Genomic DNA, 25,012 nt, shown 5'->3' on the forward strand with positions numbered 1-25,012 from the left:
GAGGTTTAAAAGCGTCGAACCGCCGGTCGCCGTGTGAACCGGAGGCAGGGCCGCTCGCTGGCGGTCACGCGGTCGCGCCCGCTTCGCCGGGCCGCAGGACTCGGATTCGACGGGCGTCGAACGCCAAAACGTCGGATAGGGGAACCCTTTTGACGGCGCTCTTCGACCCATGAAGTAATGACGCAGGGTGGTCCGCCGTGACGATGGACGACCGCATCGACGACCTCCGGAAGCGCCGCGAGCGGGCGGCCAAGGGCGGCGGCGAAGACCGGATCCAGTCGCAACACGACAAGGGGAAGATGACCGCTCGCGAGCGGATCGACTACTTCCTCGATGACGGCACGTTCCACGAGTTCGACCGGTTCCGCACCCACCGCAACCACACCTTCGGGATGGAGGAGAAGCAGATCCCGGGCGACGGCGTGGTGACCGGCTACGGCGAGGTGAACGGCCGGAAGACGTTCGTCTTCGCGCACGACTTCACCGTCTTCGGCGGGTCCCTCGGCGAGGTGTTCGCCGAGAAGGTGTGTAAGGTGATGGACAAGGCGATGGACGTGGGCGCGCCGGTCGTCGGCCTCAACGACTCCGCGGGCGCCCGCATTCAGGAGGGGGTCGCCTCGCTCGGCGGCTTCGCCGAGATCTTCCGGCGCAACACGGAGGCCTCGGGCGTGATCCCTCAGATCTCGGCGATCATGGGGCCGTGCGCCGGCGGTGCGGTGTACTCTCCGGCGATCACAGACTTCACCTTCATGGTGAAAGACACGTCGCACATGTTCATCACCGGGCCGGACGTCATCGAGACGGTCACCGGCGAGGAGGTGAGCTTCGAGGAGCTGGGCGGCGCAGTGACCCACTCGTCGACATCCGGCGTGGCGCACTTCGCCGAGGAGAGCGAAGAGGAGGCGCTGGACAACATCGCGCGGCTGCTGTCGTACCTCCCGGCGAACAACGTGGAGGACCCGCCGCGCGTCGAGCCGTGGGACGACCCGGAGCGCGCGGACGACGCGCTCGCCGAGATCGTCCCCGACGCCCCCCGGAAGCCGTACGACATGAAAGACGTGATCGAGAGCGTCACCGACGAGGGCTCCTTCTTCGAGGTCCACGAGAACTTCGCGAAGAACGTCGTCGTCGGCTTCGCCCGGCTCGACGGTCACTCCGTCGGCGTCGTCGCGAACAACCCCCGCGTGAACGCCGGCACCCTCGACATCGAGTCGAGCCAGAAGGGCGCGCGGTTCGTCCGCTTCTGCGACGCGTTCAATATCCCCATCGTCACCTTCGAGGACGTGCCCGGGTTCATGCCCGGCACGGATCAGGAACACAACGGGATCATCCGCCACGGCGCGAAGCTGCTGTACGCCTTCTCCGAGGCGACCGTCCCGCTGCTCACCGTCATCACCCGGAAGGCGTACGGCGGGGCCTACTGCGTGATGTCGTCGAAGCACATCGGCGGCGACGTCAACTACGCGTGGCCCACCGCCGAGATCGCGGTGATGGGGCCGAAGGGCGCGGTCAACGTCCTCTACCGCGAGGAGCTGGCCGAGGCCGACGACCCCGACGCGCGCAGACAGGAGCTCATCGACGAGTACCGCGAGGAGTTCGCGAACCCCTACACCGCCGCCGACCGCGGCTTCGTCGACGACGTGATCGAACCGACCGAGACGCGCGCCCGCCTGATTGAGGACCTGAAGATGCTGAAGGGGAAGCGCTCGGACCAGCCCGCAAAGAAGCACGGCAACATCCCGATCTGATGGCGACCGACCACGAACCGGGCCGCGAGGGGTCGGCGGGCGAGGGTGCGACCGACGAGGCTCCGACGACAGATCCGGCGCCCGCGCTCGCCGGCCTCTCGATCCCCGACGACGCTCGCGACGACGAGGCGGCCGCGATCGCCGCCGCGGTCGCCGCGCACCTCCGGGACGGCGAACTCGCCGCGGCGGCCGCCGCGAGCGACGCGGACGACGACCGCGACGAGGACCGCTGGGGCTTCGCCGCCCGGATCGACCGGCTCCACCGCCGCCGGGTGCGCGTCCCCGTCGACGCGCCGACCGACCCGTGGACCGCGGCCGGTCGGAGCGACCGGTTCTGATCCTCTCGGCGGAGGCGACCGATCCCGACTTCTCGCCAGACCCACTTCCCTTCGCTCTGTGACGGTCGAGTTCAGACGGTCGCTCGCGCCGTCGCTGGTCGGACACTCGACACGTCGAATAGCGTCGCCGGACGCGGTGGCGTCCGGCCGCGTACATTCCCCCGACGGCGCGCCGTCGACCCGTCGCGCCGTCGACCCGGCCCTGACTCAGGGCGCGTTCGTAGATCGGTCCACTGACATATATACCTGTGGTAGTCTCTCTCGCGGTCGGTCACTCCTCTCCGAGCTCGTCGCCGCCGGAGGTCGGCGCCCCACCCCGGTCTCCGAACAGCCGGTTGAGGACCATCGGAACGACGACCACGAAGGCGAGGAGCGCGCCGACTCGGACCAACAGCGACGCGTCGGTCGCTACCGTGAGTCCGAGGTAGACGGCGGCGCCGACGAGGACCGACGGCAGCATGTATGGGTTCCCGGCGTCAAGCATACCTCACCGTGGCGCCCGCCGCCCCCTTAACCGCCTCGGCACGGACCGACAGAGTTTGGTAGCAGTTCGTGGAAGAACCGACAGGAATGTTCGATAAGGTTCTCGTGGCGAACCGCGGCGAGATCGCGGTCCGCGTGATGCGCGCCTGTGAAGAGCTCGGCGTCGACACCGTCGCCGTCTACAGCGACGCCGACAAGCACGGCGGCCACGTCCGGTACGCGGACGAGGCGTACAACGTCGGGCCCGCCCGCGCGGCCGACTCGTACCTCGACGGCGAGGCGGTCGTCGACGCGGCGCGGTCCGCCAGCGCCGACGCGATCCACCCCGGATACGGCTTCCTCGCTGAGAACGCCGAGTTCGCCGCCCGCGTCGAGGCCGCCGACGGGATCACGTGGATCGGTCCCGCGAGCGACGCGATGGAGCGGCTCGGCGAGAAGACGCACGCGCGCCGCGTGATGGACGACGCGGACGTGCCGATCGTCCCCGGGACGACGGAGCCAGTCACCGACGTGGAGGCCGTCACGGCGTTCGGCGACGAGTACGGCTACCCCGTCGCGATCAAAGCGGAGGGCGGCGGCGGCGGCCGCGGGATGAAGGTCGTCGAGAGCGCCGACGAGGCCGAGGAGGCGCTCGAATCCGCCAAACGCGAGGGCGAGGCGTACTTCTCGAACGACTCGGTGTACCTCGAACGCTACCTCCAGACCCCCCGCCACGTCGAGGTCCAGATCGTCGCCGACGAGGGCGACAACGGCGAGGGCCCCGCCGACACGTCCGACGTGGTCCACCTCGGCGAGCGCGACTGCTCGCTCCAGCGTCGCCACCAGAAGGTGATCGAGGAGGGGCCCTCCCCCGCGCTCTCCGACGAACTACGCGAGAAGATCGGCGAGGCCGCCCGCCGGGGCGTCGCCGCCGCCGACTACACCAACGCCGGCACCGTCGAGTTCCTCGTCGAGGAGGACCCCGACCGCGACCCGTCGGAGCCGCTCGGGCCCGACACCCCATTCTACTTCCTCGAGGTCAACACTCGGATTCAGGTCGAACACACCGTCACCGAGGAGCTGACCGGGATCGACATCGTCAAAGAGCAGCTCCGGGTCGCCAGCGGCGAGGGGCTCTCCGTCTCGCAGGACGACGTCGAGCTGGAGGGCCACGCGATCGAGTTCCGGATCAACGCCGAGAACGCCGCGGACGACTTCCAGCCCGCCAACGAGGGGTCGCTGGACACGTACGACCCGCCGGGCGGGATCGGCGTCCGCGTCGACGACGCGCTCCGGCAGGGCGACGAGCTCGTCACGGACTACGACTCGATGATCGCGAAGCTGATCGTACGGGCCGGCGACCGCGAGACCTGTCTCGCCCGCTCGAAGCGCGCGCTCGCGGAGTACGACATCGACGGCGTCGTCACCATCGTCCCGTTCCACCGGCTCATGCTCGACGACGAGCGCTTCGTCGACGGGACGCACACGACGAAGTACCTCGACGAGGAGCTCGACCGGGAACTCGTCGCCGAGGCGCAGGAGCGCTGGGGCTCCGAGACGGTCGGCGCCGCGGACGACGACGAGGAGGTGACCGAACGCGAGTTCACCGTCGAGGTGAACGGCAAGCGCTTCGACGTCGAGTTAGAGGAGCGCGGCGCGCCCGCGATCCCGGTCCCGGAGGGCGGCGGGAGCGGTGGGAGCGGCCAGCAACGCCCGCCGCAAGCGAAATCCGACGACGGCGGCGACGAGGGCGACGTCGACGTCGCGGAGGGCGGCGAGGCGATCGACGCGGAGATGCAGGGAACGATCCTCTCGGTCGACGTCGCGGAGGGCGACGAGGTCGCCGCCGGCGACGTGGTCTGCGTCCTCGAGGCGATGAAGATGGAGAACGACGTGGTCGCCGAGCGCGGCGGCACCGTCGCGGGGGTCCACGTCGCGGAGGGCGACAGCGTCGACATGGGCGACGTGCTGATCGTGTTGGAGTAGTCGGACTCCCGTCCCCGCGAGTCGCTTCGCGCGTTTCCTCGGTGACGAACCCGTCTCTCACGGCACTCTCGGTGGCTCTATCACTGGAAATAATCGGCGGGAATGATTGATACGACCGCGTCGCCGAGAGTCCGTAATGGAACACCCGAGCGACGAACACCCGGAGCGGATTCACGTGCTGTACGTGAACGGCGACGCCGACTTCGCCGAACTCGCCCGGGCGAAACTCGAACGGATCGCCCCGCGAGTCACGGTGACGACCGTCGGCGACGCGCGGGGCGCCCTCGATCGGGCGATCGAGGGCTCCGCCGACTGCCTCGTCACCTCGTACTCGCTGCCGGAGGGGACCGGGATCGACCTCGTCTCGCGAGTCGAGACCGAGCGCCCCGACCTGCCGACGGTCCTCTTCACCGGGAGGGGCAGCGAACGGATCGCCAGCGAGGCGACCCAGGCCGGCGTGTCGGACTACATCCCGATCCACGGGACCCAGGACAGCTTCGAACTGCTCGCCGGGCGGATCCGGACGCTCGTCGACGCGGCGCGCAAGCAGGCGGCCGCCGAGCGGTTGTCGGACCGCTTCCAGCGGACGCTCGAACGCGCCACCGACGCGATCTACGCGGTCGACGACGACTGGCGGGTGGAGTACATGAACGACACGATGGCCGAGCGGGTCGACCGCGACCCGGAGCGCATCGTCGGGAACACGATCTGGGAGGCGTTCCCGTCGATAGTGGGAACGGAGCTCGAAGAGCGGTATCGCACGGCGATGGCCACCGGGGAACCGGCGTCGTTCGAGCAGCGGCTCGGCGAGCCGTTCGACTACTGGGTCGAGGTGCGGGCGTTCCCGGACGAGGACGGGCTCACCGTCTTCTCGCGGGAGATCACTGACGACCGGGAACGCGAACTGGAGCTGGAGCGCAGCGAAGCGGTACTGGAGAACGTCCACGACGCGGTGACGGTCGTCGACGAGGACCGGTCCGTCGTCTTCGCGAACGCGGCCGCGGGCCGACTGCTGTCGGACGATCGGTCGGCGGACCTCACGGGGGAGCGGCTCTCCGACCTCGTCGGCGACCGCGTCGGCGAATCGGACGCTCGCGCGTTCTCCGAGACCGTCGACCTGACGCTCGACGAGATAGAGAGCGACGGCGGGACCTCCGGGTTCTACGACGCAGACCTCCAGATGGACGTCGCCGTCGGAGGCGGCCAGCGGACGTTCGACATTCGACTGACGCCGTTCCAGCGCCGATCGACCAACCAGGTGCTCGTCGTCGCCCGCGACGTGACCGAACAGAGCGGGGCGAAACGCCAGCTGGAACGGGAGCGAGACGCGCTCCGAGAGCTCCAGACCGTCATGGGGAAAACCGACATCTCAGCCACGGCTCGCCTCCGGGACCTCCTCCGTGTCGGCTGCCGGACGCTCGGGCTCGAGATCGGCATCGTCTCGCGGATCCGCGACGACGACTACACGGTCGAAGCGGTTCACGCGCCGGACGCCGACCTCGAGGCCGGCGATCGGTTCGACCTCGAAACGACGTACTGCGCGGAAGTGGTCGAGACCGACTCCGTCTGCTCGTTCGCCGACGCGGTCAGCGACGGGAAGGAGACGCATCCCGCGTACCGCGACCTCGAGCTCGAGTCGTACATCGGCGTGCCGCTCGTCGTCGACGACGCCCGCTACGGGACGGTCAACTTCTCGAGCCCGACGACCCGGGTTGCCCCGTTCGGAGCGCTCGAACGGACGTTCGTCGAGCTGTTGGCCGAGCTCGTGAGCGCCGAGCTCTCCCGGGCCCGAGACCGAGCCGAACTGGAGCGACAGGAGTTCCTCTTCGACCGCGTCCAGGACATCGCGGACATCGGCGTCTGGGAGTACTTCCCGTCGCGAGAGGAGCTCACGTGGTCGGACGGGACGCGCCGGATCCACGGCGTCGACGCGGGGTACGAGCCGTCGATCGACAACGCGGTCGAGTTCTACCACCCGGACGACCGCGCGACGATCACCGACGCGGTCGAGGCCGCGGTCGAGGACGGGGAGCGGTACGACCTCGACCTCCGGATCGAGCGGGCGGACGGCGAGGTGCGCGACGTCCGGGCGTGGGGAGAGTACGTCGAGGACGCGCGGCGGGGCGACGCGGCGCTTCGCGGCGTGTTCCAAGACGTGACGGAGCGGGAGGCGAAGCGGCGCGAACACCAGGCACTCGCGGAGGAGTACGCGGCGCTGCTGGAGACGTCCGGCGACGCGATATTCCTGCTTGACGTCGACGCCGCCGGCGACGAGCCGTCGTTCGAGTTCGCCCGACTCAGCCCCGGCTACGAGTCGCAGACCGGGCTCACGACCGCGGATGTCCAGGGTGAGACGCCGCGGGCGGTGTTCGGGGAGGAGCAGGGGGCCGAACTCGCGGCCAACTACGCCCGCTGCGTCGCGGAGGGCGAGCCGATATCGTACAGCGAGGAGCTCGAGACCGTCGCCGACGGCCGCTTCTGGGAGACCAGCCTCGCACCGGTGATCGTCGACGGCGAGACAGTCCGGCTCGTGGGTATCGCCCGGAACGTGACCGAGCGGGTCGAACGGGAGCGGGAGCTCGAGGCGACGAACCAGCGACTGGAGTCGCTCATCGAGGCAACCCCGCTCACCGTCATGGAAGTCGACGCCGACGGGAGCGTCGTTCGCTGGAACGAGGAGGCCGAGACCATGTTCGGCTGGTCCCACGAGGAGGTGCGCGGCGAGGAGAACCCGCTCGTCTCGGCGGAGCGGTGGGACGAGTTCGCCGCGCACCGGCGGCGGGCGCTCCGTGGCGAGCGGGTCCGCGCCGAGGAGGTACGGCTGGAGACGAGGGCCGGGGCGGAGCTGGATCTCCTCCTGTCTATCGCCCCGATAACGGATCCCGACGCCGAGGTCACGGGCACGCTCGCCGTCGTCGAGGACATCTCCGACCAGAAGCAGCTGGAGGGCCGGCTCCGGGCGCTCCAGGAGACCGCTCAGCGGCTCAGCAGCGCCGAGTCCGCCGGGGCGATCGGCTCCGTCGCCGTCGACGCCGCGGCCGACGTGCTCGGCCTCGACGTCACCGCGGCGTGGGAGTACGACGAGCGGGCGGACGCGCTCGTCCCGATCAGTGAAACGCCGGCGACGACGGACCTGTTCGGAGCGGCGCCTCGGTTAGACCGCGGCGAGGGGCTCGCGTGGGACGCGTTCGAGTCGGGGGAGACGCGGGTGTACGACGACCTCGGCGACGCGGACCGCCGATACGACCCCGACACGCCGATCCAGAGCGTGGTCATCGTCCCGCTGGGCGAGTACGGCGTCATGATCACCGGGTCGACGTCGCCCCGTGAGTTCTCCGAGACCGACGTCGACCTGTTCCGGATCCTCGGTGCGACCGTCGAGGCGGCCTTCGCGCGGGCGAGCCGTGAGGCGGAGCTCCAGCGACAGAACGAGCGGCTCGACGAGTTCGCGAGCGTCGTCGCCCACGACCTCAGGAACCCGATCACCGTCGCGCAGGGGTTCCTCGAACTCGCGGCGGAGACGGGCGACCCGGACCACTTCGACCGGGTACAGTCGGCGCACGACCGGACCGAGCGGCTCATTGACGACCTACTCGCGCTGGCTCGCGGCGAGACCGCGGTCGAGGACGCCGAGACCGTGGACCTCGGGACCGTGACGACGGAGGCGTGGGGGTACGTCGACACGGACGAGGCGGCGCTCGCGGTCGCGGACGCCGTCCCGACGGTCACCGGCGATCCGGGGCGCCTGACGCAGCTCTTCGAGAACCTCTTCCGGAACGCGGTCGAACACGGCGGGTCGACCGTCTCGGTGACCGTCGGGCGGCTTGACGGTGACGGGGGCTTCTACGTGGAGGACGACGGGAGCGGGATCCCGCCGGATCGACGCGACGAGGTGCTCCGTCACGGCGTCACGTCCAGCGACGGAGGGACCGGCTTCGGGCTCTCGATCGTGGCCGACATCGCGAGGGCGCACGGCTGGACGGTCGCCGTGACGGAGGGGAGCGACGGCGGCGCGCGGTTCGAGTTCGACGCGGCCGCGTAGGGCCGCACCCGAGTCGGAGCGGGGGACCGCGACGCCGGTCGGGCCGATCTGACCGACGCTGTTTAACCGAACGCCCGAGAACGAGGGGGTATGGAACCGGTCGACGACTGGCGGTCGGCGATCGCCGAGGCCGGCGAGCTGACCGGCCCGATCGCCGCGGCCCTCGTCGAGGCCCACGGCGACCGCGGCCAGCGCGCCATCGAGGCCGTCGGCGAGGGGCGCGTGAAGCGCTACCGCGACTTCACCGTCGTCGTGGGCCACGAAGACGAGTACGTGGTCGAGGACGGGGAGTGTACCTGCGCGGACGCGACGTACAACCTCGACGCCGACGACCCCGACGAGCGCTGCTGGCACGCCATCGCGGTCGACGTCGCGGACGGGCTCGACGCCGTCGACCACCACGACATGTGGTACTCCGAGGTCCGGGAGTTCCTCTGAGGCCGCCGCCCGCGCCGCCGAGCGTCGAAGCTTCTCTGCCGCCGCTCCGCGCCGTCGGACCCCACCGAAACAGCCGCCGCTCGCCCGCGTGAGGCGACGTTTTTCGCGAACTTCGGTCTGAGAGTCGAAAACGTTTACAACAGCGGCCGGTCTCCCCTACGGTATGGCGGACTGTCCACTCGCCGACGACTGCCCCAGCTTCGACGAACGGATCCAGGGGATGGGGTGTCAACACTACGGCAACAAAGGCGGCGCGGAGTGGTGTAACCACTACGACATGCCGATCTACGAGCTGAAACAGCAGCCGGTCCAGCCCGGCGAGGCGGTCGTCGTCGAGGTCGACGACATCCACGAGAGCGGTGCTGGCGTCGGCCGCACCGACGACGGGTTCATCGTCCTCGTCGACGGGCTCCTCCCCCCGGCGCGCGCCGAGGTCAAGATCCACCGCGTGAAGTCCAGCCACGCGACGGCGCAGGAAGTCGTCGAGCGCCTCCCCGACGACCCGGACGCCGAGGAGTCCGACGACGACGCGGACACCGAGGGGAACGACGAAGAGGAGAGCGAGGACGACGAGGGTCGCAGTCGCCGCGACCGCCCGGACCGCGAACGGCTCGGCAGCCGCGAGAACTTCTGGGGCAAGTGACGGCGTCTCGGGGGAGCCCCGCCCCACGGACAGTCCAGACGCCGTCGATCCGTCGCGCGATTCTCCGCCGCCCGACTCCCGCGACGCCCGTCGCCTGAAACCGCCGTTTTTTGAGCGACCGGCCCGTCGATGACCACATGGTGGCAGACGACGAGCAGCCGGAGCCGGCCGACGTCGACGCCGACTCGATCCTGGAGGGGGCCGGGTTCGACGCCGACGAGAGCGTGCTCACGCGCCGGCAGGCGGAGGTGTTAGCGCTCCGCGAGCGCGGGCTCCGACAGTCGGACATCGCCGACCGACTCGGCACCTCGCGCGCGAACGTCTCCAGCGTCGAGGCGAGCGCCCGCGACAACGTCGAGCGCGCCCGCGAGACGGTCGCGTTCGCGGAGGCGCTGTCCTCGCCGGTCCGCGTCGAGATCGAGGCGGGAACCGACCTCTACGACGCGCCGAAGCGGGTGTACGACGCCTGCGACGAGGCGGGCGTCAAGGTGAACCAGACCGCCCCGGAGCTGATGAAGGCGATCGGCGACCGCGCGGGCGACGCGGTCCACGGCCGCGAGGTCCGCAACCGGCTGTTCGTCACGGTCGCCGCCGACGGGCAGATCCGCGTCCGGCGGCCGTAGCCTCGCGCCGCAGTCGGTTTCCGCTCTCTCACTCCACGTCGATCCGCTCCGCGACGCCGACGAGCGTCGCGCCCGCGGTAACCGTTGCCTCGCGGGCGACCGAGTACGCGATCCCGCTGCGGTCGGCGCGCGCGACCTGATGCGTCTCGAACGTCGTCGGGTCGAACACCTCGCCGACGCGGTCGCCCTCGGTCACCCGGTCCCCGACGGCGAGGTCTGGCTCGGGGACGAACAGCCCGGAGTCGCCGGCGGTCACCCGCCCGAGGTGGTTGCGCGCGACGACGCCGTCCCACGGCTCGGGCTCGCCGTCGAGCAGCCCCTCGTGTCGCAGCGCGCCGATCATCCCGGCCACGCCGGTCTCGACCGCCGCCGGGACGACCTCCCGGCTGTGGGCGAGCTCGGGCGTGATCGTCGGGATCCCCTCGCGGGTGGCCGCGACCCGGAGCTTCCCGGCGAACCCGCGCTCGTCCCACTCCGTGTCCGCGTCGTCTCCGGCCGCCTCCGCGAGCAGCAGGTCGGTGCCGAACGCCTCCGCGAGCCCGCGGCAGGCGTCGTCGCCGCGCATGTACACCGCGTGGGTCGCCATCGACGGCGACCCGGTGTGGAGGTCGACGATCGCGTCCGCCTCGCCCGCGAACGCCCAGAGCCGGGCGGCCATCCGCTCGTGGAGCGACCCCTCCGGGTCGCCGGGCCAGCATCGGTTCATGTTCGGCTGGCGCGAGTCGAGCGACTCCGGCGTCGTGTACGAGACCCGGTCGAAGGTGAGCGGGTCGGCGACCGGCACCGTCACCAGCGTGCCGTCGAGGTCGGCGGCCGACGGCCCGCCCTCGGCTCCGGTTTCGGCTCCGGACGCGCCCTCGGCGCCGTCGCCGACGAGCCGGTCGTGGAGCCGCCGGAGCACCGCGGTCCCGTTCACCTCCCGACCGTGCTGAGCCGCCTGCGCGTACACCACGGGCGCGTCTCCGGGCGCGTCGAGCTCTGGCCCGCCGTCTCCGTGGACGATTTCCCCCTCGCCGTAGGCGTGGACGGTCGTCCGGATCGGCACGCCCGACGGGAGCCGCGCGAGGGTGAGGCTGCGACTTGTGTGCATGCGAGCGGCTCGGGCCGGCTCGGAGTTATACGTCCGGGTGTGACTCTGACTCCTACGGACCCCCGTCCGACCGCGGACGCTAAGGCCATGGCCCGCACACCACGTTCCATGCGCGTCACCCTGCTCGGGACGGGCGACACGACGGGGACGCCGACGGTCGGCTGCGACTGCGACACCTGCGAGACGGCTCGCGAGCGCGGGGTGTCGCGGTCGCGCTTCTCCGTCCACGTCGCCAACGAGCGGACCGGCGAGTCGCTGCTCGTCGACTTCAGCCCCGACTTCAGACAGCAGTTCCTCGCGGCCGACGTCCCGCTGCCGGACGCCGGCCTCGTGACGCACATCCACTTCGACCACCTCGACGGGCTGGGGAACGTCTACCGGCTCGTCGACGGGCTGCCGGTCCACGCGCCAGCGGAGACCGACCCAGCGACCGACGAGAGCGTCGCGGAGACGATCCGAGACAAGTACGACTACCTCGAAGACCGGATCGGCGTCCACGCCCGCGACCCCTTCGAGCCCTTCGAGACCTGCGGCTTCGAGGTGCGGTTCGTCCCGGTCGACCACCCGCCGCTCGTCTGTTACGGGGTCGTCGTCCGAGATCCGGTGACCGGCGCGAAACTCTCGCTCACGGGCGACACCAGCTACGACGTTCCCGAACGCTCCCGCGAGGCGCTCGCCGGCGCGGACCTCCTCCTCGCCGACGCCATCGTTCCCGCCTCGCTCTGTGAACACCACCCGATCGGCGGCCGACACGAGGGGCCGGACGGCGTCGCCCGCACGTTCGGCACGAAGCACATGACCCGGGAGGGGGCGCTCGCGCTCGCGGACGAGCTCGACGCCGACCGGACGCGGCTCGTCCACCTCGCCCACTACTACCCCGCCGACGAGGCGTTCGAGGAGCCGCTCGCGGTCGACGGCGAGGTGTACGAGCTGTAGCGAGCACGGCGATTCTCCGCGGGCTGTATCCTTTTGTCTCGCTAGCACGTAGCACGCGTAGATGGCCGCGACGGACCGACTCCGAACCGCGCTCGACCGCTTGGAGCCGCCGCCGCGCGCGGTCGACTGGTCGCTGTTCGCGTTCGTCGTCGCCGAGGCGGCCACCGGGCTGGTCTCCTTCACCGTCGGCGTCCCGGAAGGGTGGCCGCTGTTCTGGCTCCACCGCGCGCTCGGCGTCGGCATCGTCGCGCTGCTCGGGTGGAAGCTCGCCCGCGTCCGGCGTCGGCTCACCGACCCGACCCTGTGGCGGCGGTCGACCGCGCTCTCCGTCCTGACGCTCGTCGCCGCGGTCGGCGCGCTCGCGACCGGCGTCGCGTGGGTGTTCGGCCTCGACGTGCGGCTCTCCTACTGGACCCTGCTGTCCGTTCACGTCGGGTTCGGGCTCGCGCTCGTCCCGCTCGTGGCCGCGCACGCCGCCACCCGGTTCCGCCCGCCTCGGCGCGTCGACTTCGAGCGGCGGCGGACCGCGGTCCGCTACTTCGCGCTGCTCGCGGCCGGCGGCACGACCTACCGCCTCCAGCAGGGGATCAACGACGCGCTCGACACGGCCGGGGCAGACCGGCGGTTCACCGGCTCGCAGCCCCGCGAGGGCGACGGAAACGGCGCCTTCCCGATCACCTCGTGGGTCGCCGACGACCCCGACCCGATCGACCGCGACGCGTACCGGCTGGCGGTCGACGGCCTCGTGAGCGACGCCGTCGAACTGACTGCTGCGGACCTCGCCGCGGGCCACGAGACGGAGGCGCTGCTCGACTGCACGAGCGGCTGGTGAACTCACCCCGGAGTCAAGCCCCGGGGCTTCCTGCTTCAACGACGCGCTTTGCATCCACACGCTCTCGCTGAGGTGTGAACGTAGGGAGCGCAGTCTGTACAGGCGTTGATTCGGAGCGTCCCGCCCCTAACTGCTTCAAACCGCGAGTGAGAATGTTCTTCGCCGCGTTGAGGTCGCGGTCTTCAGTATGGCCACACGCCGGACACGAATGCTCGCGCACCCAGATTGGCTTATCCGTCTCGACGCCACAGGACGCGCACTCTTTTGTCGTCCCGTGAGGTTCGACCGTCTCAACGTGCGTGCCGTGTAATTCACCCTTGTACTCCAACAACTCGATGAATCGCGACCATGCGGCGTCTTGCTTGTTTTTCGCGTTCTGGCTGGTTTCCAGCATCGGCTTCACGTCCAAGTCTTCGACAGCCACGACATCGTACTCTTGGACGAGCCACGTCGTGAGTTTGTGCTGGTAGTCTCGCACCTTTCGCTTGATCGCGCGCTTGGCTCGGGCCACTTGTTGTCGTTGTTTCTCCCAATTGTTTGAGCCGTGTTCTTTTCGGGCGAGTTTTCGCTGTTCGCGTGCGTACCGGTCGTACTCATCCGTCAGGTCAAGCGTATCCACGGATAGGTTTTCCGAGGTGTGGATGTAGCTGGTGATGCCGAGGTCAACACCGACACAGTCTTCGGGGTCAATCTCGCCCAGTGACGGTTTCACGGGTGTGTCTTCCACAGAGGTCACCAGTGAGACGTACCATTCACCCGTTGTCTCTTTTTTCAGGATAACCTCATCAATGTCCTGTGCTGCTGGGACTGTGCGGTCTGCGCGGATTTTGAACCAGCCGATCTTTTCGAGGCGGAGTCGCACGAATCGGTCGTCGCCCGTGTTGTGATCCACGTTGTAGCGACGGGATTGATTGTACGACACCGACCGAAATTCACCCGCGCCTTGCCAGTTCAACCGCCCGACGTTGTAGCCTTTATTTCGGCGTTCTTTCAGTGTTTCCAGATCGCTGTGTATCTGGTTGATGGCCTGTTGTGCGGCGTGACGGGAGGGTTCCGCAAAGGTCGGCCATTGGTCTGCCCATTCGGTGAGTTTGCCGTGCTGGTCGTAGTCAGACGGCCGGTCGTTGTAGTCCGAATTGTAGTAGTCTCGGACGGCGTGGTTGCGAATCTGTCGGAGGATGTCGATCTGGTGCCACGCTTCGCTCTCCACGTCGTCAGGCAGGTACGCGCGAAAACGAAGCGTGTGTTTCACGGTTGGTTAGTCGAGTTTTTCGACGATGAGTTTCAGTTGGTCGCCTTCTTCCAGATCAAGACCGTCTCGGACTTCTTCTGGGATCGTGACAACACCCCGTTGTCGCAGTTTCGGGTAACATTCCATTTGTCCCATACTGAACTACACAGACTCAAGCAGAATAATGCTGTCGGCTTCAACCCCGGGGTCAAGCCCCGGGTCAGTCACCTCGACCGCCTGTACTCGGTCCAGGAGTGGGCCGGGATCCGCGTCGACGACCTGCTGGGCGCGGTCGGAGATATCGACGACGACGCGGCCTACGTCCGGTTCACCTCCGTCACGGGATACCGATGGAGCCTCCCGATCGAGGAGGCCGAGGACGCGCTGCTCGCGACGCACGTCGGCGGCGAGCGCCTCTCGCACGGGCACGGCGCGCCCGCCCGGCTGGTTGCGCCCGACCGGCGCGGGTTCCAGTGGGTGAAGTGGGTGACGCGCGTGGAGGTCCGGTCGGAGTACGACTTCGGGCAGTGGATCGTCACGCTGGTGAGCGGGTTCGACTGACCGGCAGTCGCGTTCACGACCGCGGGGTGCCCGGCTATTCGTACTCGCTCCCGACGACCTCGCGGATGCGCTCCGCGGTCACCGGGCCGACGCCGTCGACCTCCAGCAAGTCGTCCTCGGGCGCGGTCATCACGGCCTCGACGGTGCCGAAGTGCTCCAGCAGGGTGCGCGCCGTCACCGGGCCGATGTCGGCGATGGAGGAGACGACGTACTCCTGCTGTTCCGCGCGGGTCTTCGTCGTCTTCTCGCCGTGGACGCTCACCTCGCGGTCGCGGGTCTCCTGCTCCCGTTTGGCGATGGTCGCGAGCAGCTCGGTGGTGTCTTCCTCGTCTTCGGTGCGGAGGACGCTCACGTCGAAGTCGACCGCGAGCGACGCGAGCGCGCCGCGGATCGCGTTCGGGTCGATGTCGCGCTGGCCGTAGAGGTTCGTCCCCTCGACGACCATCACGGGACGCGCGTACGCCCGCGAGAGCTCGCCCACCTGCTCGAACATCGACCGGTCGGAATCGAGCATCGAGTCGACGAAGTCGGCCGCCGACTTGCGCTCGACCGCGACGCGGTCCGAGAGGACGTAGTCGCCGACCGCGAGCGTCTCCAGCCGGGTGACGAGGCCGTCGCGCGTCGAGAGGTCCTTCGCGATCGAGGAGTCGAGCTCGCGCTGGTCGACGACAACCTCGACGCCCTCGTCGACGCCGGCGGTGGCGACGACGCCGTCGTCGCCTGCGTCCGTCTCTCCCTCGACCTCCGTCTCTCCGCCAGCCTCGGCCTCCACGTCGTCCACGTCGTCTTCTCCCTCCCGCGCTTCCGCAGCGAAGTCGGTGAGACCGGCGTCGCCCTCGTCGTCACCGCCGATCTCGCCTTCATCGTCACCATCGACTTCGCCCTCAGCCTCACCCTGGTCATCGCCCGAGCCGCCTTCGCCAGAGTCGCCCTCGCTCGCGGACCCGCCGGCGAACGCGTCGAGGCCGGCCTGTCCCTCGTCGCCGACTGACTCCTCGATGTCGTCGGTGGCCTCCTTCAGCTCGGCGAGCTGGCTGGCCATCTTCTTTTCTCGGCGCCGTGAGATCCAGAAGAACGCCTCGTCGCGGGTGTCCTCGGCCATCAGGACGACGACCTTTCCCTCGGCCTGCCGGCCCGTCCGCCCCTTGCGCTGGATCGAGCGGATCGCAGTGGGGACGGGCTCGTAGAAGCAGACGAGGTCGACCTCGGGCACGTCGAGGCCCTCCTCCGCGACCGAGGTGGAGACGAGCACCTCGAACTTGCCCGTCTTGAATTCGTCGAGCGTCTCTTGTTGCTGTTTCTGGCTCATCCCGTCGGAGCCGTCCTTGTCGCCCTGTCCGACGAACTTGCGCACGTCGAAGCTGGCGGAGAGGAACTCCACGAGCGCCTCGGCGGTGTCGCGGGACTCGGTGAACAGGATGGCGCGCTCGCCCTCGTTGATCCCGAGCGTCTCCGCCAGCAGGATGCGGGCCTTCGAGAACTTCGGGTGGAGCCCGTCGAACGACTCCGCCTTCCGCATCGCTTCTCTCACTTTGGGGTCCGCGACCATGCGCTGGCTGGCCTTCGACGCGCCCGACGACCGGGCGGCCTCGCGCTGGCGCTCGAAGTAGCGACGCACGGACTCGACGGACTGCGTCTCGACAAGCTCGGTCGCGCGCCGGAGCTTCATCACCTCGGCGTGGGTGGACATCCCCTTGTACCCCTCCGACTGGTCGTTGTCCATCATCTGTTTCAGCTGCCCCCGCATCTTGTTGAGGTCCTTCTGCGAGAGGTCGGGGTTCGTCGTGTTCGTCACGCCGAGCTGTTTCAGCTTCTCCAGCCGGTCCGTGATCACCTCGTTGAGCGCGTCCCGGATCGCGAGCACCTCGTCCGGCAAGGTGACTTGCTCCCACCCGACATCGGTGTCGTGAGTGTACTCGTCGACGTCGGCGTCCTCCTCGGTCATCACCTCGACGTTGACGAGCCCGAGGTTCTCGCAGACCGTCTCGATCTCCTCGGTGTCGCCGCCCGGCGAGGCCGACATCCCGGTGACGAGGGGGTCGGCTGCGTCGGCGTGGTACCGCTCCGCGATGTAGACGTACGCGTAGTCGCCGGTCGCGCGGTGGCACTCGTCGAAGGTGAGGTGGGTCACGTCGCGCAGCGAGATCCGGTTACCGACGAGGTCGTTCTCGACGACCTGCGGCGTCGCGATCGCGATGCGCGCGTCGTCCCAGAGCGCGGCGCGGTCGTCGGGCTTCACGTCGCCGGTGAACACGACGATCTCGTCGTCCGGAATCTCAAGCGCCTCGCGGTAGAAGTCCGCGTGCTGCTGGACGAGGGGCTTCGTGGGGGCCAAGAAGAGCGCCTTCCCGCCCGCCTCGTGGAGGCGCTCGACGGTGACGAGCAGGCTGACCGTCGTCTTGCCGAGGCCGGTCGGGAGACAGACCAGCGTGTGTTTGTCGGCGGCGGCGTCCGCCAACTGGAGCTGGTAGCGGCGCCGCTGGAGGAAGTCGTCGACGAGCAGGGGTCTGTCGATCCCGGCGGCCTCGGTCGCCATCGGCGGTGCTTCGCCGCCGTCGGCCTAAAGCCTTCGCGAAGCGGGGTGAAAGTTATCCGTCGACGGAACGCTCCTCTCGGAGCTCCTCCGGAACGTCCTCGTCGACCAGCTGCGCCCACTCCGCGAGCCGGTCGTCGGATCTGTTCTGCGTGCTCATTACGCGACGGATCTCCGTGGTGCGTATTAACAGTTACCCCGATTCCACACGATCTATTATATGCTCGGCGGATCGCCGCTCCGCGATCGCCCGCGACCGGAGCCGGTTCCGCTCGAGGCGACACGCACACCTTTTACCGCTCACGCGCCTCCGGGCGGCATGAGCAACCTCGACGAGTTCCTCGCGGGCGAGCGGCTCGACGACGTGGTCTTCTACCTGAGCGACGCGTACCTCGACGACGACTCCCGGCTGCGCGAGGTCGGCACCGAGACCGCCGGCGGCGTGCGGCTGATCCTCGACGGCGAGACCGGGCGGTCGGCGTTCCAGGCCGGCACGGGCATGGGCGCGATGGAGTTCGCGAAGACGGCGATGGCCGCGGAGGGCGAGATCGCGCGCTCGCTCGACGACGGCGCGTGTCCGTTCGCGGACGGCCCGGACGCGGACGACGCGAGCGAGGATCCCGAAGCCGACCACGACATCCAGTTCATCTTCGCGTTCGCCGAGGCGCAAAACGAGGAGGTCGGCGGCCTCTACGCCGAGGGCGACGTGGTCCACGCGTACGCTCACTGTACCTGCGGCGAGAGCTACTCGCACAAGTGGGTCGTCGGCGACCGCGACGACTGAAAGCCCGCCGAGCGACCGGCTACCCGCTTGGCTCGACTACTCCTGCTCGGGCGCGTCGTCTTCCGGGACGGCCCCCTCGACGAGCGACTGGTCGCCGTACTGCTCCCGGAGGTCCTTCTTCGAGAACTTCCCGGTAGCGGTCTTGGGAACCTCGTCGATGAACTCCACCGCGTCCGGGACCCACCACTTGGGGTACTCCTCGCGGAGCCCGGTCTCGATCCGCTCGACGAGCTCGTCGCGGTCGACGCCCTCGGCCACGACGATGAACGCCACGGGGCGCTCCTGCCAGCGCTCGTGGGGCACGCCGACGACGGCCGCCTCGCTGACGCCGTCGTAGGCCATGATCGCGTTCTCCAGCTCGACGCTGGAGATCCACTCGCCGCCGGACTTGATCACGTCCTTCGTCCGGTCGACGAGCTGCATGTAGCCGTCCTCGTCGACGGTGACCACGTCGCCGGTCTTCAGCCAGCCGTCGACGAACTCCTCCTCGTTCGCCTCGGGGCGCTTGAAGTACTCCTTCGTGACCCACGGGCCGCGGATCCGGAGCTCACCGAACGCCTCGCCGTCCCACGGGATCTCCTCGCCGTCCTCGTCGATGACCTCGAACTCCAGGCCGGGAGCGACGAGCCCCTGCTTCGAGCGCTTGTTCACCTGCGTCTCGTACTCGGCGTCGCGAAGGTCATCTTTGAGATGCGAGACGGTGCCGATCGGCGACAGCTCCGTCATCCCCCACGCGTGGAGCACCTCCACGTCGCGCTCGTCGTACCACTCGACCAGTGCCTTCGGCGCGGCCGCGCCGCCGATGATCACGGTGTCGAGCGTCGAGAGGTCTACCTCGTTACCCCCCTCGATGTACTCGCGGAGGCCGAGCCACACCGTCGGCACGCCCGCGGAGATGGTCACGCCCTCCTCTTCGATCAGCGCCGCGAGGTCCGCGGGGTCCGGCGATGGACCGGGGTAGACGTGCTTCGCGCCCGCGGCGGCGGCGGTGAACGGCATCCCCCACGCGTTGACGTGGAACATGGGAACGACGGGCATCACCACGTCAGAGTCCTCCATCGGGATCCCCTGCGGGGTCTGGGAGGCCATCGTGTGGCTCCATAGCATCGAGTGGGTGTACTCGACGCCCTTCGGCTTCCCCGTCGTGCCGGAGGTGTAACAGAGGCCGGCGGGCTGGTCGCCGTCGAGGTCCGGCCAGTCGTACTCGGTCGAGTGGTCCGCGATGAACTCCTCGTAGGCGGGCGCGTCGAGCGCGTCGATGCCCTCCGAGCCCATCGCGACGAAGTCGACGCCGTCGAACTCTTCCGCCCCCTCCGCGGCGCCCGCGATCTTCTCGGCGAGCGACGGGTCGACGAAGATGATCTCGTCTTGGGCGTCGTCGACGATGTACCGGATGTGCTCGTCGGGCAGCAGCGGGTTGATCGTGTGGAGCTGCGCGCCCGTGTTCGGGACGCCGAAGTACGTCTCGAAGTGCCGCGTGTGGTTCCAACAGAACGTCGCGACGCGGTCGCCGCGCTCGATCCCGTGGTCGTCTAAGGCGTTCGCGAGCTGGGCCGTCCGGTCGGCGTACTCGGCATACGTGTGCCGCGTCCGCCCCTCGTGCGTCCGCGAGACGATCTCGGTGTCGGGGTACAGTCGCTCGGCGCGCCACATGAACGGTCGCAGGGTCTGCGCGTGTCCGCCTGGCATACCTCTCACCTCACGCGGTCTGGAACTATGAACGTTATCATGATTGATCGTGGCTTTTCACCCCCGAAACAGGCTCGCGTGGACCGGCGCGTGGTTAGAGTCTGGCCGCGAGTCGTCGCCGTCGTCGCCGTCCTCGTCGGAGACGGCGCGGCCGTCGACGCCGTCGGCGAGGAAGTCTCGGACCGGCGGGCCGACGTGTTCCGGCTCAACGAGGAACGCGTCGTGGCCGTGGTCGGAGTCGACCACGTGGTGGGCGACCGGCACCCCAGCCTCCCGGAACGCGTCGCCCAACGACGCCGACTGCTCGACGGTGAAGTGCCAGTCGGCGGTGAAGCTCATCAGCAGCGTCTCGCCCTCGAACGCGGCGAGGGCGTCGGCGTCGGTCCCGTGGCCGGCGGCGAGGTCGTACTCGTCCATCGCGCGCGTCAGATAGAGGTAGCTGTTCGCGTCGAAGCGGTTGCCGAACCCCTCCGCCTGGTAGTCGAGGTACGACTCGACCTCGCGGTACGGGAAGAACCCGGCCGTCGGCTCCGGCGGCAGCCCGAGGTCCCCGTCCTCGCGCGTCAGGGAGTCGCGGCCGGCCGACCGGCGCCCAAACTTCCGCTCCATCGACGCCTTCGAGAGGTACATGATGTGGCCGATCTGGCGGGCGATCGCGAGCCCCTCGGTCGGGTCCGGCCGGTCGTCGCCGTAGTAGTCGCCCCCGTTCCAGTCCGCGTCCGCGCGGATCGCCCGGCGCGCCACCGCGTCGAGAGCGAGACACTGCGCGTCGAGGCGTCCGGCCGTCGCGATCGCGACCACGCGGTCGATGTCGTCCGGGTACCGCTTCGCCCACTCCAAGGCGTTCATCCCGCCGACGCTGCCGCCGACGACCGCCCGGAGCCGCCCCACGCCGAGGTGGTCGAGCAGCCGGCGCTGCGCGCGCGCCCAGTCCTCAACTTGGACCGGCGGGAACGTGGTCCCCCACCGGTCGTGGTCGGGCTCCTCGCGGAGGTCGAGGTCTGCGGGTCGCTCGCTGGCGGGACCGGTCGTCCCGTAACAGGAGCCCGGGACGTTCGCGCAGACGACGTAGTACTCGGTCGTGTCGATCGCCTTTCCCGGGCCGACGACGTCGTCCCACCACGCACGGGCCTGCCCGGCCTGCCCGGCCCCGGTGGTCTCCGCGTCCCGCTCCGGCTCGGGGGAGCGCGCGACGTTCTGGCTCCCGGTGAGCGCGTGGCAGACGAGCACGACGTTGTCGCCGTCGAACTCGCCGTGCGTCTCGTAGGCGACCTCGAAGTCGGGGACCGACTGCCCGCACTCGAAGGTGAACTCGCCGAGCGAGGCGACGCCGTGGTCGGTCGGGACGGCGCTCATCGGTCCGCCCCCTCGTCCGCGGCCCGCTCCTCCTCGGTCCGGCCCGCCGCGACGTGCTCGCCCGCGGCCAGTCCCGCGTCGAGGTCGGCGATCACGTCGTCGGGGTCCTCGATCCCCACCGAGAGCCGGAGCATCTCGGGGTAGACGCCCGCGAGCCGCTGCTCGTCCTCGTCCATCTGCGCGTGGGTGGTCGAGGCGGGGTGGATGACGAGCGTCTTCGCGTCGCCGATGTTCGCGAGGAAACTCGTCAGGTCGACCGACTCGCAGAAGGTCTTTGCGGCCTCGTATCCGCCGTCGACGCCGAAGGTGACCATCCCACCGAAGCCGTCGAGGTACTCCGCGGCGTTGCCGTGGCTCTCGTGGTCCTCGAAGCCGGGGTACGTCACCCAGTCGACGCGGTCGTCGCCGCGGAGGAACTCGGCCACCCGCCGCGCGTTCTCGCAGTGGCGATCCATTCGCAAGGGGAGCGTGTTCAGCCCCTGGATCGTCTGCCACGCGTCGAAGGGCGACTGCTGGCCGCCGGTCGGCCGCACGCCGCGCTGGCGGGCGACGTTCGCGAACGCGGCGTCGCCGAACTGCTCGACGAAGTCGATCGGGTACACGGGCGATTCGCCGTCGAGCTCGGCGTAGTCGGCGTCGGGGTGGTCCCACGGGAACTGCCCGCCGTCGATCACGACGCCGCCGACGGTGGTGCCGTTGCCCGTGATCCACTTCGTCGTCGACTCCCAGACGATGTCGGCGCCGTGCTCGAACGGCCGACAGCAGTACGGCGTCGCGAACGTGTTGTCGACGACGAGCGGCACCGCGTTCTCGTGGGCGATCTCGGCGAGCCGCTCGAAGTCGGGCGTGACGAGCGAGGGGTTCGCGAGCGTCTCGACGTGGACGAACGCGGTGTCGTCGTCGATTGCGTCGGCGTACGCGTCGTAGTCGAGGGTCTCCACGAGCCGCGTCTCGATCCCGCGGCGGTCCGCGACGCTGGTGAGGTACGCGGCCGTCCCGCCGTACATCTCGGAGCTGGCGACGACGTTGTCGCCCGCGCTCGCGAGGACGGTGGTTATCGCGTCGAACGCGGCCATCCCCGAGCCCGTCGCGACCGCGTCCGACCCGCCGGCGAGGTCGGCGAGCCGCTCTTCTAAGACGTTCACCGTCGGGTTTGAGAGCCGGGAGTAGACGTGGCCCTCCGCCCGGAGCGCGTACAGCTCCGCCGCCGTGTCCGCGTCGTCGAAAACGTACGAGGTCGTCTGGTGGATCGGCGTGGCGCGGGCGCCGGTCGCCGCGTCGGGCTCGGCGCCGGCGTGGAGACTCCGGGTGGAAAACCCACGTGTCATGTACGTAGTGTATATCTCTGGACACTGCTATAACCGTCAGTTACGGCAAGTGATGCCTCGGCCTGTCCCGCGGCGGACACCGAACGGCGCGCCGCGGCTCGAGACCGAACCCGTCGCTACTGCGACGCCGCTTGGAGAACGCCCCCCGAAACGGTTTCCGGCAGTCTCACGAGGATTCGGGTATGACTGAAACACCCACACCTGCCGACCTCGTCGCCGACCTCACGCTGACGGAGAAGGTCCGACTCGTCCACGGGGCCGTCGACCCTGAGGGTCGGGCGACGGGCTACGTCCCGGGCGTCGAGCGCCTCAACATCCCCCCGCTCCGGCTGGTCGACGGGCCGCTCGGTGTCCGGGTCCCCGGCGAGTCGGCGACCGCGTTCCCCGCGCCGGTGGCGCTCGCCGCGACCTTTGACTCGGCTCTCGCGCGCGAGCACGGCGCGGCGCTCGGCCGGGAGACGCGCGGCGCGGGACAGGACGCCCTGCTCGCGCCCGGCGTCAACCTGATCCGCGTCCCGCACAACGGCCGGAACTTCGAGTACCTCTCCGAGGACCCGGTCCTCTCCGCGACGATGGGCGCGCGGGTGGTCGCGGGGATCCAGTCGGCGGACGTCATTGCCACCCCCAAACACTACGTCGCGAACAGTCAGGAGACGCATCGCGCGTCGGTCAGTGCCGAGATCGGCGAGCGCGCGCTCCGGGAGTGTTATCTCCCCTCGTTCCGCGACGCCGTCGAGGCGGGCGCGGGATCGGTGATGACCGCCTACAACGGCGTCGACGGCGTCCGGATGAGTGACCACCGCGAGCTCGTAACCGGGGTGCTGAAAGGCAAGTGGGGGTTCGACGGGTTCATTGTCTCCGATTGGTACGGAACGGAGGGCGCGGCGGCCGCGGCCAACGCGGGCCTCGACGTGGAGATGCCGGGCACCTCGCCCGAGGCGCTCCACGACGGGACGGAAGATGAGGGCGACGAGTCCGACGGCGGCGGCTTCGACGACCTCCCCGAATCGATCGCTCGCGGCATGCCCGATCCGCGGACCTGCGAGGGGTTCGCCGAGACGCTCGCCAACGCGGTGCGAGACGGCGACGTCCCCGAGTCACGCCTCAACGACATGGTCGTCCGGGTCCTCCGCGCAATGGACGGCGTCGGGCTCTTACGTGACGCAGACGAGCGCGCCGACGGCGCCGTCGACACGCCGGCCCACCGCGAGCACGCCCGCGAGGTCGCCGCGCGAGGGACCGTCCTGCTGAAGAACGACGGTGAGGCGCTCCCGCTCGACGACGGCGACGATGTCGCCGTGATCGGCCCGAACGTCGACGAGGCGGTCCTCGGCGGCGGGGGCTCCTCGGAGACGACGCCGGTCGTCTCCGCGACGCCGGTCGAGGGGTTCGAGTCCCGCGCCGCGGGCGACGTGACCGTTCGCTACGGGCTCCCGCGAGTCGAGGGCGTCTCGATGTTCGACCTCCTCGCGGGCGACGACGGGACCGACGGGGACGCGCGCGATCCCGACGTCGACGGCGCGGTCGACGCCGCGGGCGACGCCGACGCCGCGGTGGTCTTCGTGCGCGACGCCGCCACCGAGGCGATGGACCGCGAATCGCTCCGGCTCCCCGGTCGACAGGACGAACTCGTCGAGCGGACCGCGGCCGCCGCGACCCGGACCGTCGTCGTCGTCAACGCCAGCGGTCCGGTCGAGCTGCCCTGGCGCGACGCCGTCGACGCGGTCCTGGTGAACTGGTACCCGGGACAGGCGCACGGCGACGCCGTCGCGAGCGTCTGCTACGGCGACGCCGACCCCGGCGGACGGTTACCGGTGACGTTCGCCCCTGAGGGGGCATACCCGACCGCGGTCGACGAGCGCCGCTTCCCCGGCGTCGATGGCGAAGTGAGCCATGACGAGGGGGTGTTCGTCGGCTACCGCTGGTTCGACGCGGACGACGACCGCGCCGCGGGCGCGGGCGACGCCGAACCGACCTACCCGTTCGGCCACGGCCACTCGTACGCGACCTTCGAGTACCGCGACGCGAGCGTCGAGGCGGCGCCGGCGGCCGACGCCGAGCGTCGGGCGACCGTCACCGTCGCGAACGTCTCCGACCGCGACGGCCGCGAGGTCGTCCAGGCGTACGTTCGCCCGCCGGCCGTGGACGGGGTCGACCGCCCGGTCCGGGAGCTCGCGGGGTTCGCGAGCGTCGCTGTCCCGGCGGGTGAGGTACGTACCGTCGAAATCGCGCTCGACGAGCGCGCGTTCGCGCGGTACGGGGAGTCGGGGTGGCGGGTCGACCCCGGCGAATACGCCGTCGAGATCGGCCGTTCGAGCCGGGACGCGCGGGTTGAGCGCGTCGTCGACCGCCGCGACGAAGCGTGAGTTTATCCACGGTCGCGAGCCAACAA

The 25,012-nt window shown here is 69.7% G+C and carries 18 protein-coding genes and 2 pseudogenes; 12 read left to right on the top strand and 8 right to left on the bottom strand.

What is annotated here, in order from left to right; genetic code table 11:
• The first annotated feature begins 203 nt into the window (after window positions 1-203).
• Together Z052_RS03200 and Z052_RS03205 are read left to right on the top strand one after the other, a co-directional pair.
• Window positions 204-1,748 carry an acyl-CoA carboxylase subunit beta gene (locus Z052_RS03200; RefSeq protein WP_089308441.1) on the top strand — a complete coding sequence of 515 codons (1,545 nt, stop codon included), beginning with the start codon at window positions 204-206 and terminating at the stop codon, window positions 1,746-1,748.
• Entirely contained in the window at window positions 1,748-2,086 is a 339-nt protein-coding gene (locus Z052_RS03205; RefSeq protein ID WP_086215252.1) for a hypothetical protein, read from the top strand. The genes Z052_RS03200 and Z052_RS03205 overlap by 1 nt, the downstream gene beginning before the upstream one ends.
• Before the next feature lie 271 nt (window positions 2,087-2,357).
• On the opposite strand, the gene Z052_RS03210 is transcribed toward Z052_RS03205, so the two are convergent.
• Complete coding sequence (locus Z052_RS03210; RefSeq protein ID WP_086215253.1) at window positions 2,358-2,570, bottom strand: hypothetical protein; 213 nt, start codon at window positions 2,568-2,570, stop codon at window positions 2,358-2,360.
• A gap of 86 nt (window positions 2,571-2,656) precedes the next feature.
• Here Z052_RS03210 and Z052_RS03215 point away from each other — a divergent pair, with 86 nt between their 5' ends.
• The 5 genes from Z052_RS03215 (at window position 2,657) to Z052_RS03235 (ending at window position 10,280) form a co-directional block, all read left to right on the top strand.
• Complete coding sequence (locus tag Z052_RS03215) at window positions 2,657-4,534, top strand: biotin carboxylase N-terminal domain-containing protein (RefSeq protein ID WP_094579669.1); 1,878 nt, start codon at window positions 2,657-2,659, stop codon at window positions 4,532-4,534.
• A 136-nt stretch (window positions 4,535-4,670) separates the two neighbouring features.
• Window positions 4,671-8,576: a PAS domain-containing protein gene (locus Z052_RS03220; protein WP_094579670.1), complete on the top strand. Its 3,906-nt coding sequence runs from the start codon at window positions 4,671-4,673 to the stop codon at window positions 8,574-8,576.
• Between the two features lie 90 nt (window positions 8,577-8,666).
• Window positions 8,667-9,014 carry a hypothetical protein gene (locus Z052_RS03225; protein ID WP_094579671.1) on the top strand — a complete coding sequence of 116 codons (348 nt, stop codon included), beginning with the start codon at window positions 8,667-8,669 and terminating at the stop codon, window positions 9,012-9,014.
• A gap of 163 nt (window positions 9,015-9,177) precedes the next feature.
• The gene (locus tag Z052_RS03230) at window positions 9,178-9,657 is read left to right on the top strand and encodes a TRAM domain-containing protein (protein WP_094579672.1); all 480 of its coding nucleotides are present in this window, start codon (window positions 9,178-9,180) and stop codon (window positions 9,655-9,657) included.
• 137 nt (window positions 9,658-9,794) lie between these two features.
• Window positions 9,795-10,280 (top strand): Tfx family DNA-binding protein, encoded by a 486-nt coding sequence (locus Z052_RS03235; protein WP_089308436.1) that lies wholly within the window; start codon window positions 9,795-9,797, stop codon window positions 10,278-10,280.
• A 28-nt stretch (window positions 10,281-10,308) separates the two neighbouring features.
• On the opposite strand, the gene Z052_RS03240 is transcribed toward Z052_RS03235, so the two are convergent.
• Entirely contained in the window at window positions 10,309-11,370 is a 1,062-nt protein-coding gene (locus Z052_RS03240; RefSeq protein WP_094579673.1) for a succinylglutamate desuccinylase/aspartoacylase family protein, read from the bottom strand.
• Window positions 11,371-11,478: 108 nt separating this feature from the next.
• Between Z052_RS03240 and Z052_RS03245 the strand changes: the two genes are divergently transcribed.
• Together Z052_RS03245 and Z052_RS03250 are read left to right on the top strand one after the other, a co-directional pair.
• Window positions 11,479-12,306 carry an MBL fold metallo-hydrolase gene (locus Z052_RS03245; RefSeq protein ID WP_094579674.1) on the top strand — a complete coding sequence of 276 codons (828 nt, stop codon included), beginning with the start codon at window positions 11,479-11,481 and terminating at the stop codon, window positions 12,304-12,306.
• A 61-nt stretch (window positions 12,307-12,367) separates the two neighbouring features.
• Window positions 12,368-13,135 (top strand): annotated as a pseudogene (locus tag Z052_RS03250) (sulfite oxidase); the annotation flags it as partial.
• Window positions 13,136-13,151: 16 nt separating this feature from the next.
• On the opposite strand, the gene Z052_RS03255 reads toward Z052_RS03250, so the two are convergent.
• Together Z052_RS03255 and Z052_RS21350 are read right to left on the bottom strand one after the other, a co-directional pair.
• The gene (locus Z052_RS03255) at window positions 13,152-14,390 is read right to left on the bottom strand and encodes an RNA-guided endonuclease TnpB family protein (protein WP_099288812.1); all 1,239 of its coding nucleotides are present in this window, start codon (window positions 14,388-14,390) and stop codon (window positions 13,152-13,154) included.
• A 6-nt stretch (window positions 14,391-14,396) separates the two neighbouring features.
• A complete protein-coding gene (locus Z052_RS21350; protein ID WP_080508704.1) occupies window positions 14,397-14,525 on the bottom strand; it encodes an AbrB/MazE/SpoVT family DNA-binding domain-containing protein in 129 nt (42 codons plus the stop codon).
• A gap of 84 nt (window positions 14,526-14,609) precedes the next feature.
• Here Z052_RS21350 and Z052_RS03265 point away from each other — a divergent pair.
• A pseudogene (locus Z052_RS03265) lies at window positions 14,610-14,930 on the top strand (molybdopterin-dependent oxidoreductase); the annotation flags it as partial.
• A gap of 34 nt (window positions 14,931-14,964) precedes the next feature.
• Here Z052_RS03265 and Z052_RS03270 read toward each other — a convergent pair.
• On the bottom strand, window positions 14,965-17,466 hold the full coding sequence (locus Z052_RS03270) for a DEAD/DEAH box helicase (RefSeq protein WP_094579676.1): 2,502 nt from the start codon (window positions 17,464-17,466) through the stop codon (window positions 14,965-14,967).
• Between the two features lie 316 nt (window positions 17,467-17,782).
• Here Z052_RS03270 and Z052_RS03275 point away from each other — a divergent pair, with 316 nt between their 5' ends.
• Entirely contained in the window at window positions 17,783-18,247 is a 465-nt protein-coding gene (locus Z052_RS03275) for a DUF5807 family protein (RefSeq protein WP_049932670.1), read from the top strand.
• Window positions 18,248-18,283: 36 nt separating this feature from the next.
• Here the strand turns inward: Z052_RS03275 and Z052_RS03280 are convergent, their stop codons facing one another.
• Genes Z052_RS03280 through Z052_RS03290 form a run of 3 tightly spaced genes read right to left on the bottom strand, consistent with a single transcriptional unit; the run spans window position 18,284 to window position 22,620 of the window.
• Complete coding sequence (locus Z052_RS03280; protein ID WP_094579677.1) at window positions 18,284-19,936, bottom strand: long-chain fatty acid--CoA ligase; 1,653 nt, start codon at window positions 19,934-19,936, stop codon at window positions 18,284-18,286.
• 57 nt (window positions 19,937-19,993) lie between these two features.
• On the bottom strand, window positions 19,994-21,292 hold the full coding sequence (gene metX, locus Z052_RS03285; RefSeq protein WP_094579678.1) for a homoserine O-acetyltransferase: 1,299 nt from the start codon (window positions 21,290-21,292) through the stop codon (window positions 19,994-19,996).
• The gene (locus Z052_RS03290) at window positions 21,289-22,620 is read right to left on the bottom strand and encodes an O-acetylhomoserine aminocarboxypropyltransferase/cysteine synthase family protein (protein ID WP_094579679.1); all 1,332 of its coding nucleotides are present in this window, start codon (window positions 22,618-22,620) and stop codon (window positions 21,289-21,291) included. The genes metX and Z052_RS03290 overlap by 4 nt, the downstream gene beginning before the upstream one ends.
• Before the next feature lie 182 nt (window positions 22,621-22,802).
• Between Z052_RS03290 and Z052_RS03295 the strand changes: the two genes are divergently transcribed.
• Window positions 22,803-24,986 (top strand): glycoside hydrolase family 3 C-terminal domain-containing protein, encoded by a 2,184-nt coding sequence (locus Z052_RS03295; RefSeq protein ID WP_094579680.1) that lies wholly within the window; start codon window positions 22,803-22,805, stop codon window positions 24,984-24,986.
• Window positions 24,987-25,012 lie beyond the last annotated feature (26 nt).

The organism is Halorubrum sp. C191 (assembly GCF_002727095.1).
GTDB classification, from domain to species: Archaea; Halobacteriota; Halobacteria; order Halobacteriales; family Haloferacaceae; genus Halorubrum; species Halorubrum ezzemoulense.

Coding starts and splice junctions, on each gene's coding strand:
- Z052_RS03295 (WP_094579680.1), top strand. CDS start 22,803: ATGACTGAAACACCCACACCTGCCGACCTCGTCGCCGACCTCACGCTG.
- Z052_RS03200 (WP_089308441.1), top strand. CDS start 204: ATGGACGACCGCATCGACGACCTCCGGAAGCGCCGCGAGCGGGCGGCC.
- Z052_RS21350 (WP_080508704.1), bottom strand. CDS start 14,525: ATGGGACAAATGGAATGTTACCCGAAACTGCGACAACGGGGTGTTGTC.
- Z052_RS03235 (WP_089308436.1), top strand. CDS start 9,795: ATGGTGGCAGACGACGAGCAGCCGGAGCCGGCCGACGTCGACGCCGAC.
- Z052_RS03245 (WP_094579674.1), top strand. CDS start 11,479: ATGCGCGTCACCCTGCTCGGGACGGGCGACACGACGGGGACGCCGACG.
- Z052_RS03210 (WP_086215253.1), bottom strand. CDS start 2,570: ATGCTTGACGCCGGGAACCCATACATGCTGCCGTCGGTCCTCGTCGGC.
- Z052_RS03215 (WP_094579669.1), top strand. CDS start 2,657: ATGTTCGATAAGGTTCTCGTGGCGAACCGCGGCGAGATCGCGGTCCGC.
- Z052_RS03275 (WP_049932670.1), top strand. CDS start 17,783: ATGAGCAACCTCGACGAGTTCCTCGCGGGCGAGCGGCTCGACGACGTG.
- Z052_RS03290 (WP_094579679.1), bottom strand. CDS start 22,620: ATGACACGTGGGTTTTCCACCCGGAGTCTCCACGCCGGCGCCGAGCCC.
- Z052_RS03280 (WP_094579677.1), bottom strand. CDS start 19,936: ATGCCAGGCGGACACGCGCAGACCCTGCGACCGTTCATGTGGCGCGCC.
- Z052_RS03240 (WP_094579673.1), bottom strand. CDS start 11,370: ATGCACACAAGTCGCAGCCTCACCCTCGCGCGGCTCCCGTCGGGCGTG.
- metX (WP_094579678.1), bottom strand. CDS start 21,292: ATGAGCGCCGTCCCGACCGACCACGGCGTCGCCTCGCTCGGCGAGTTC.
- Z052_RS03225 (WP_094579671.1), top strand. CDS start 8,667: ATGGAACCGGTCGACGACTGGCGGTCGGCGATCGCCGAGGCCGGCGAG.
- Z052_RS03270 (WP_094579676.1), bottom strand. CDS start 17,466: ATGGCGACCGAGGCCGCCGGGATCGACAGACCCCTGCTCGTCGACGAC.
- Z052_RS03220 (WP_094579670.1), top strand. CDS start 4,671: ATGGAACACCCGAGCGACGAACACCCGGAGCGGATTCACGTGCTGTAC.
- Z052_RS03205 (WP_086215252.1), top strand. CDS start 1,748: ATGGCGACCGACCACGAACCGGGCCGCGAGGGGTCGGCGGGCGAGGGT.
- Z052_RS03230 (WP_094579672.1), top strand. CDS start 9,178: ATGGCGGACTGTCCACTCGCCGACGACTGCCCCAGCTTCGACGAACGG.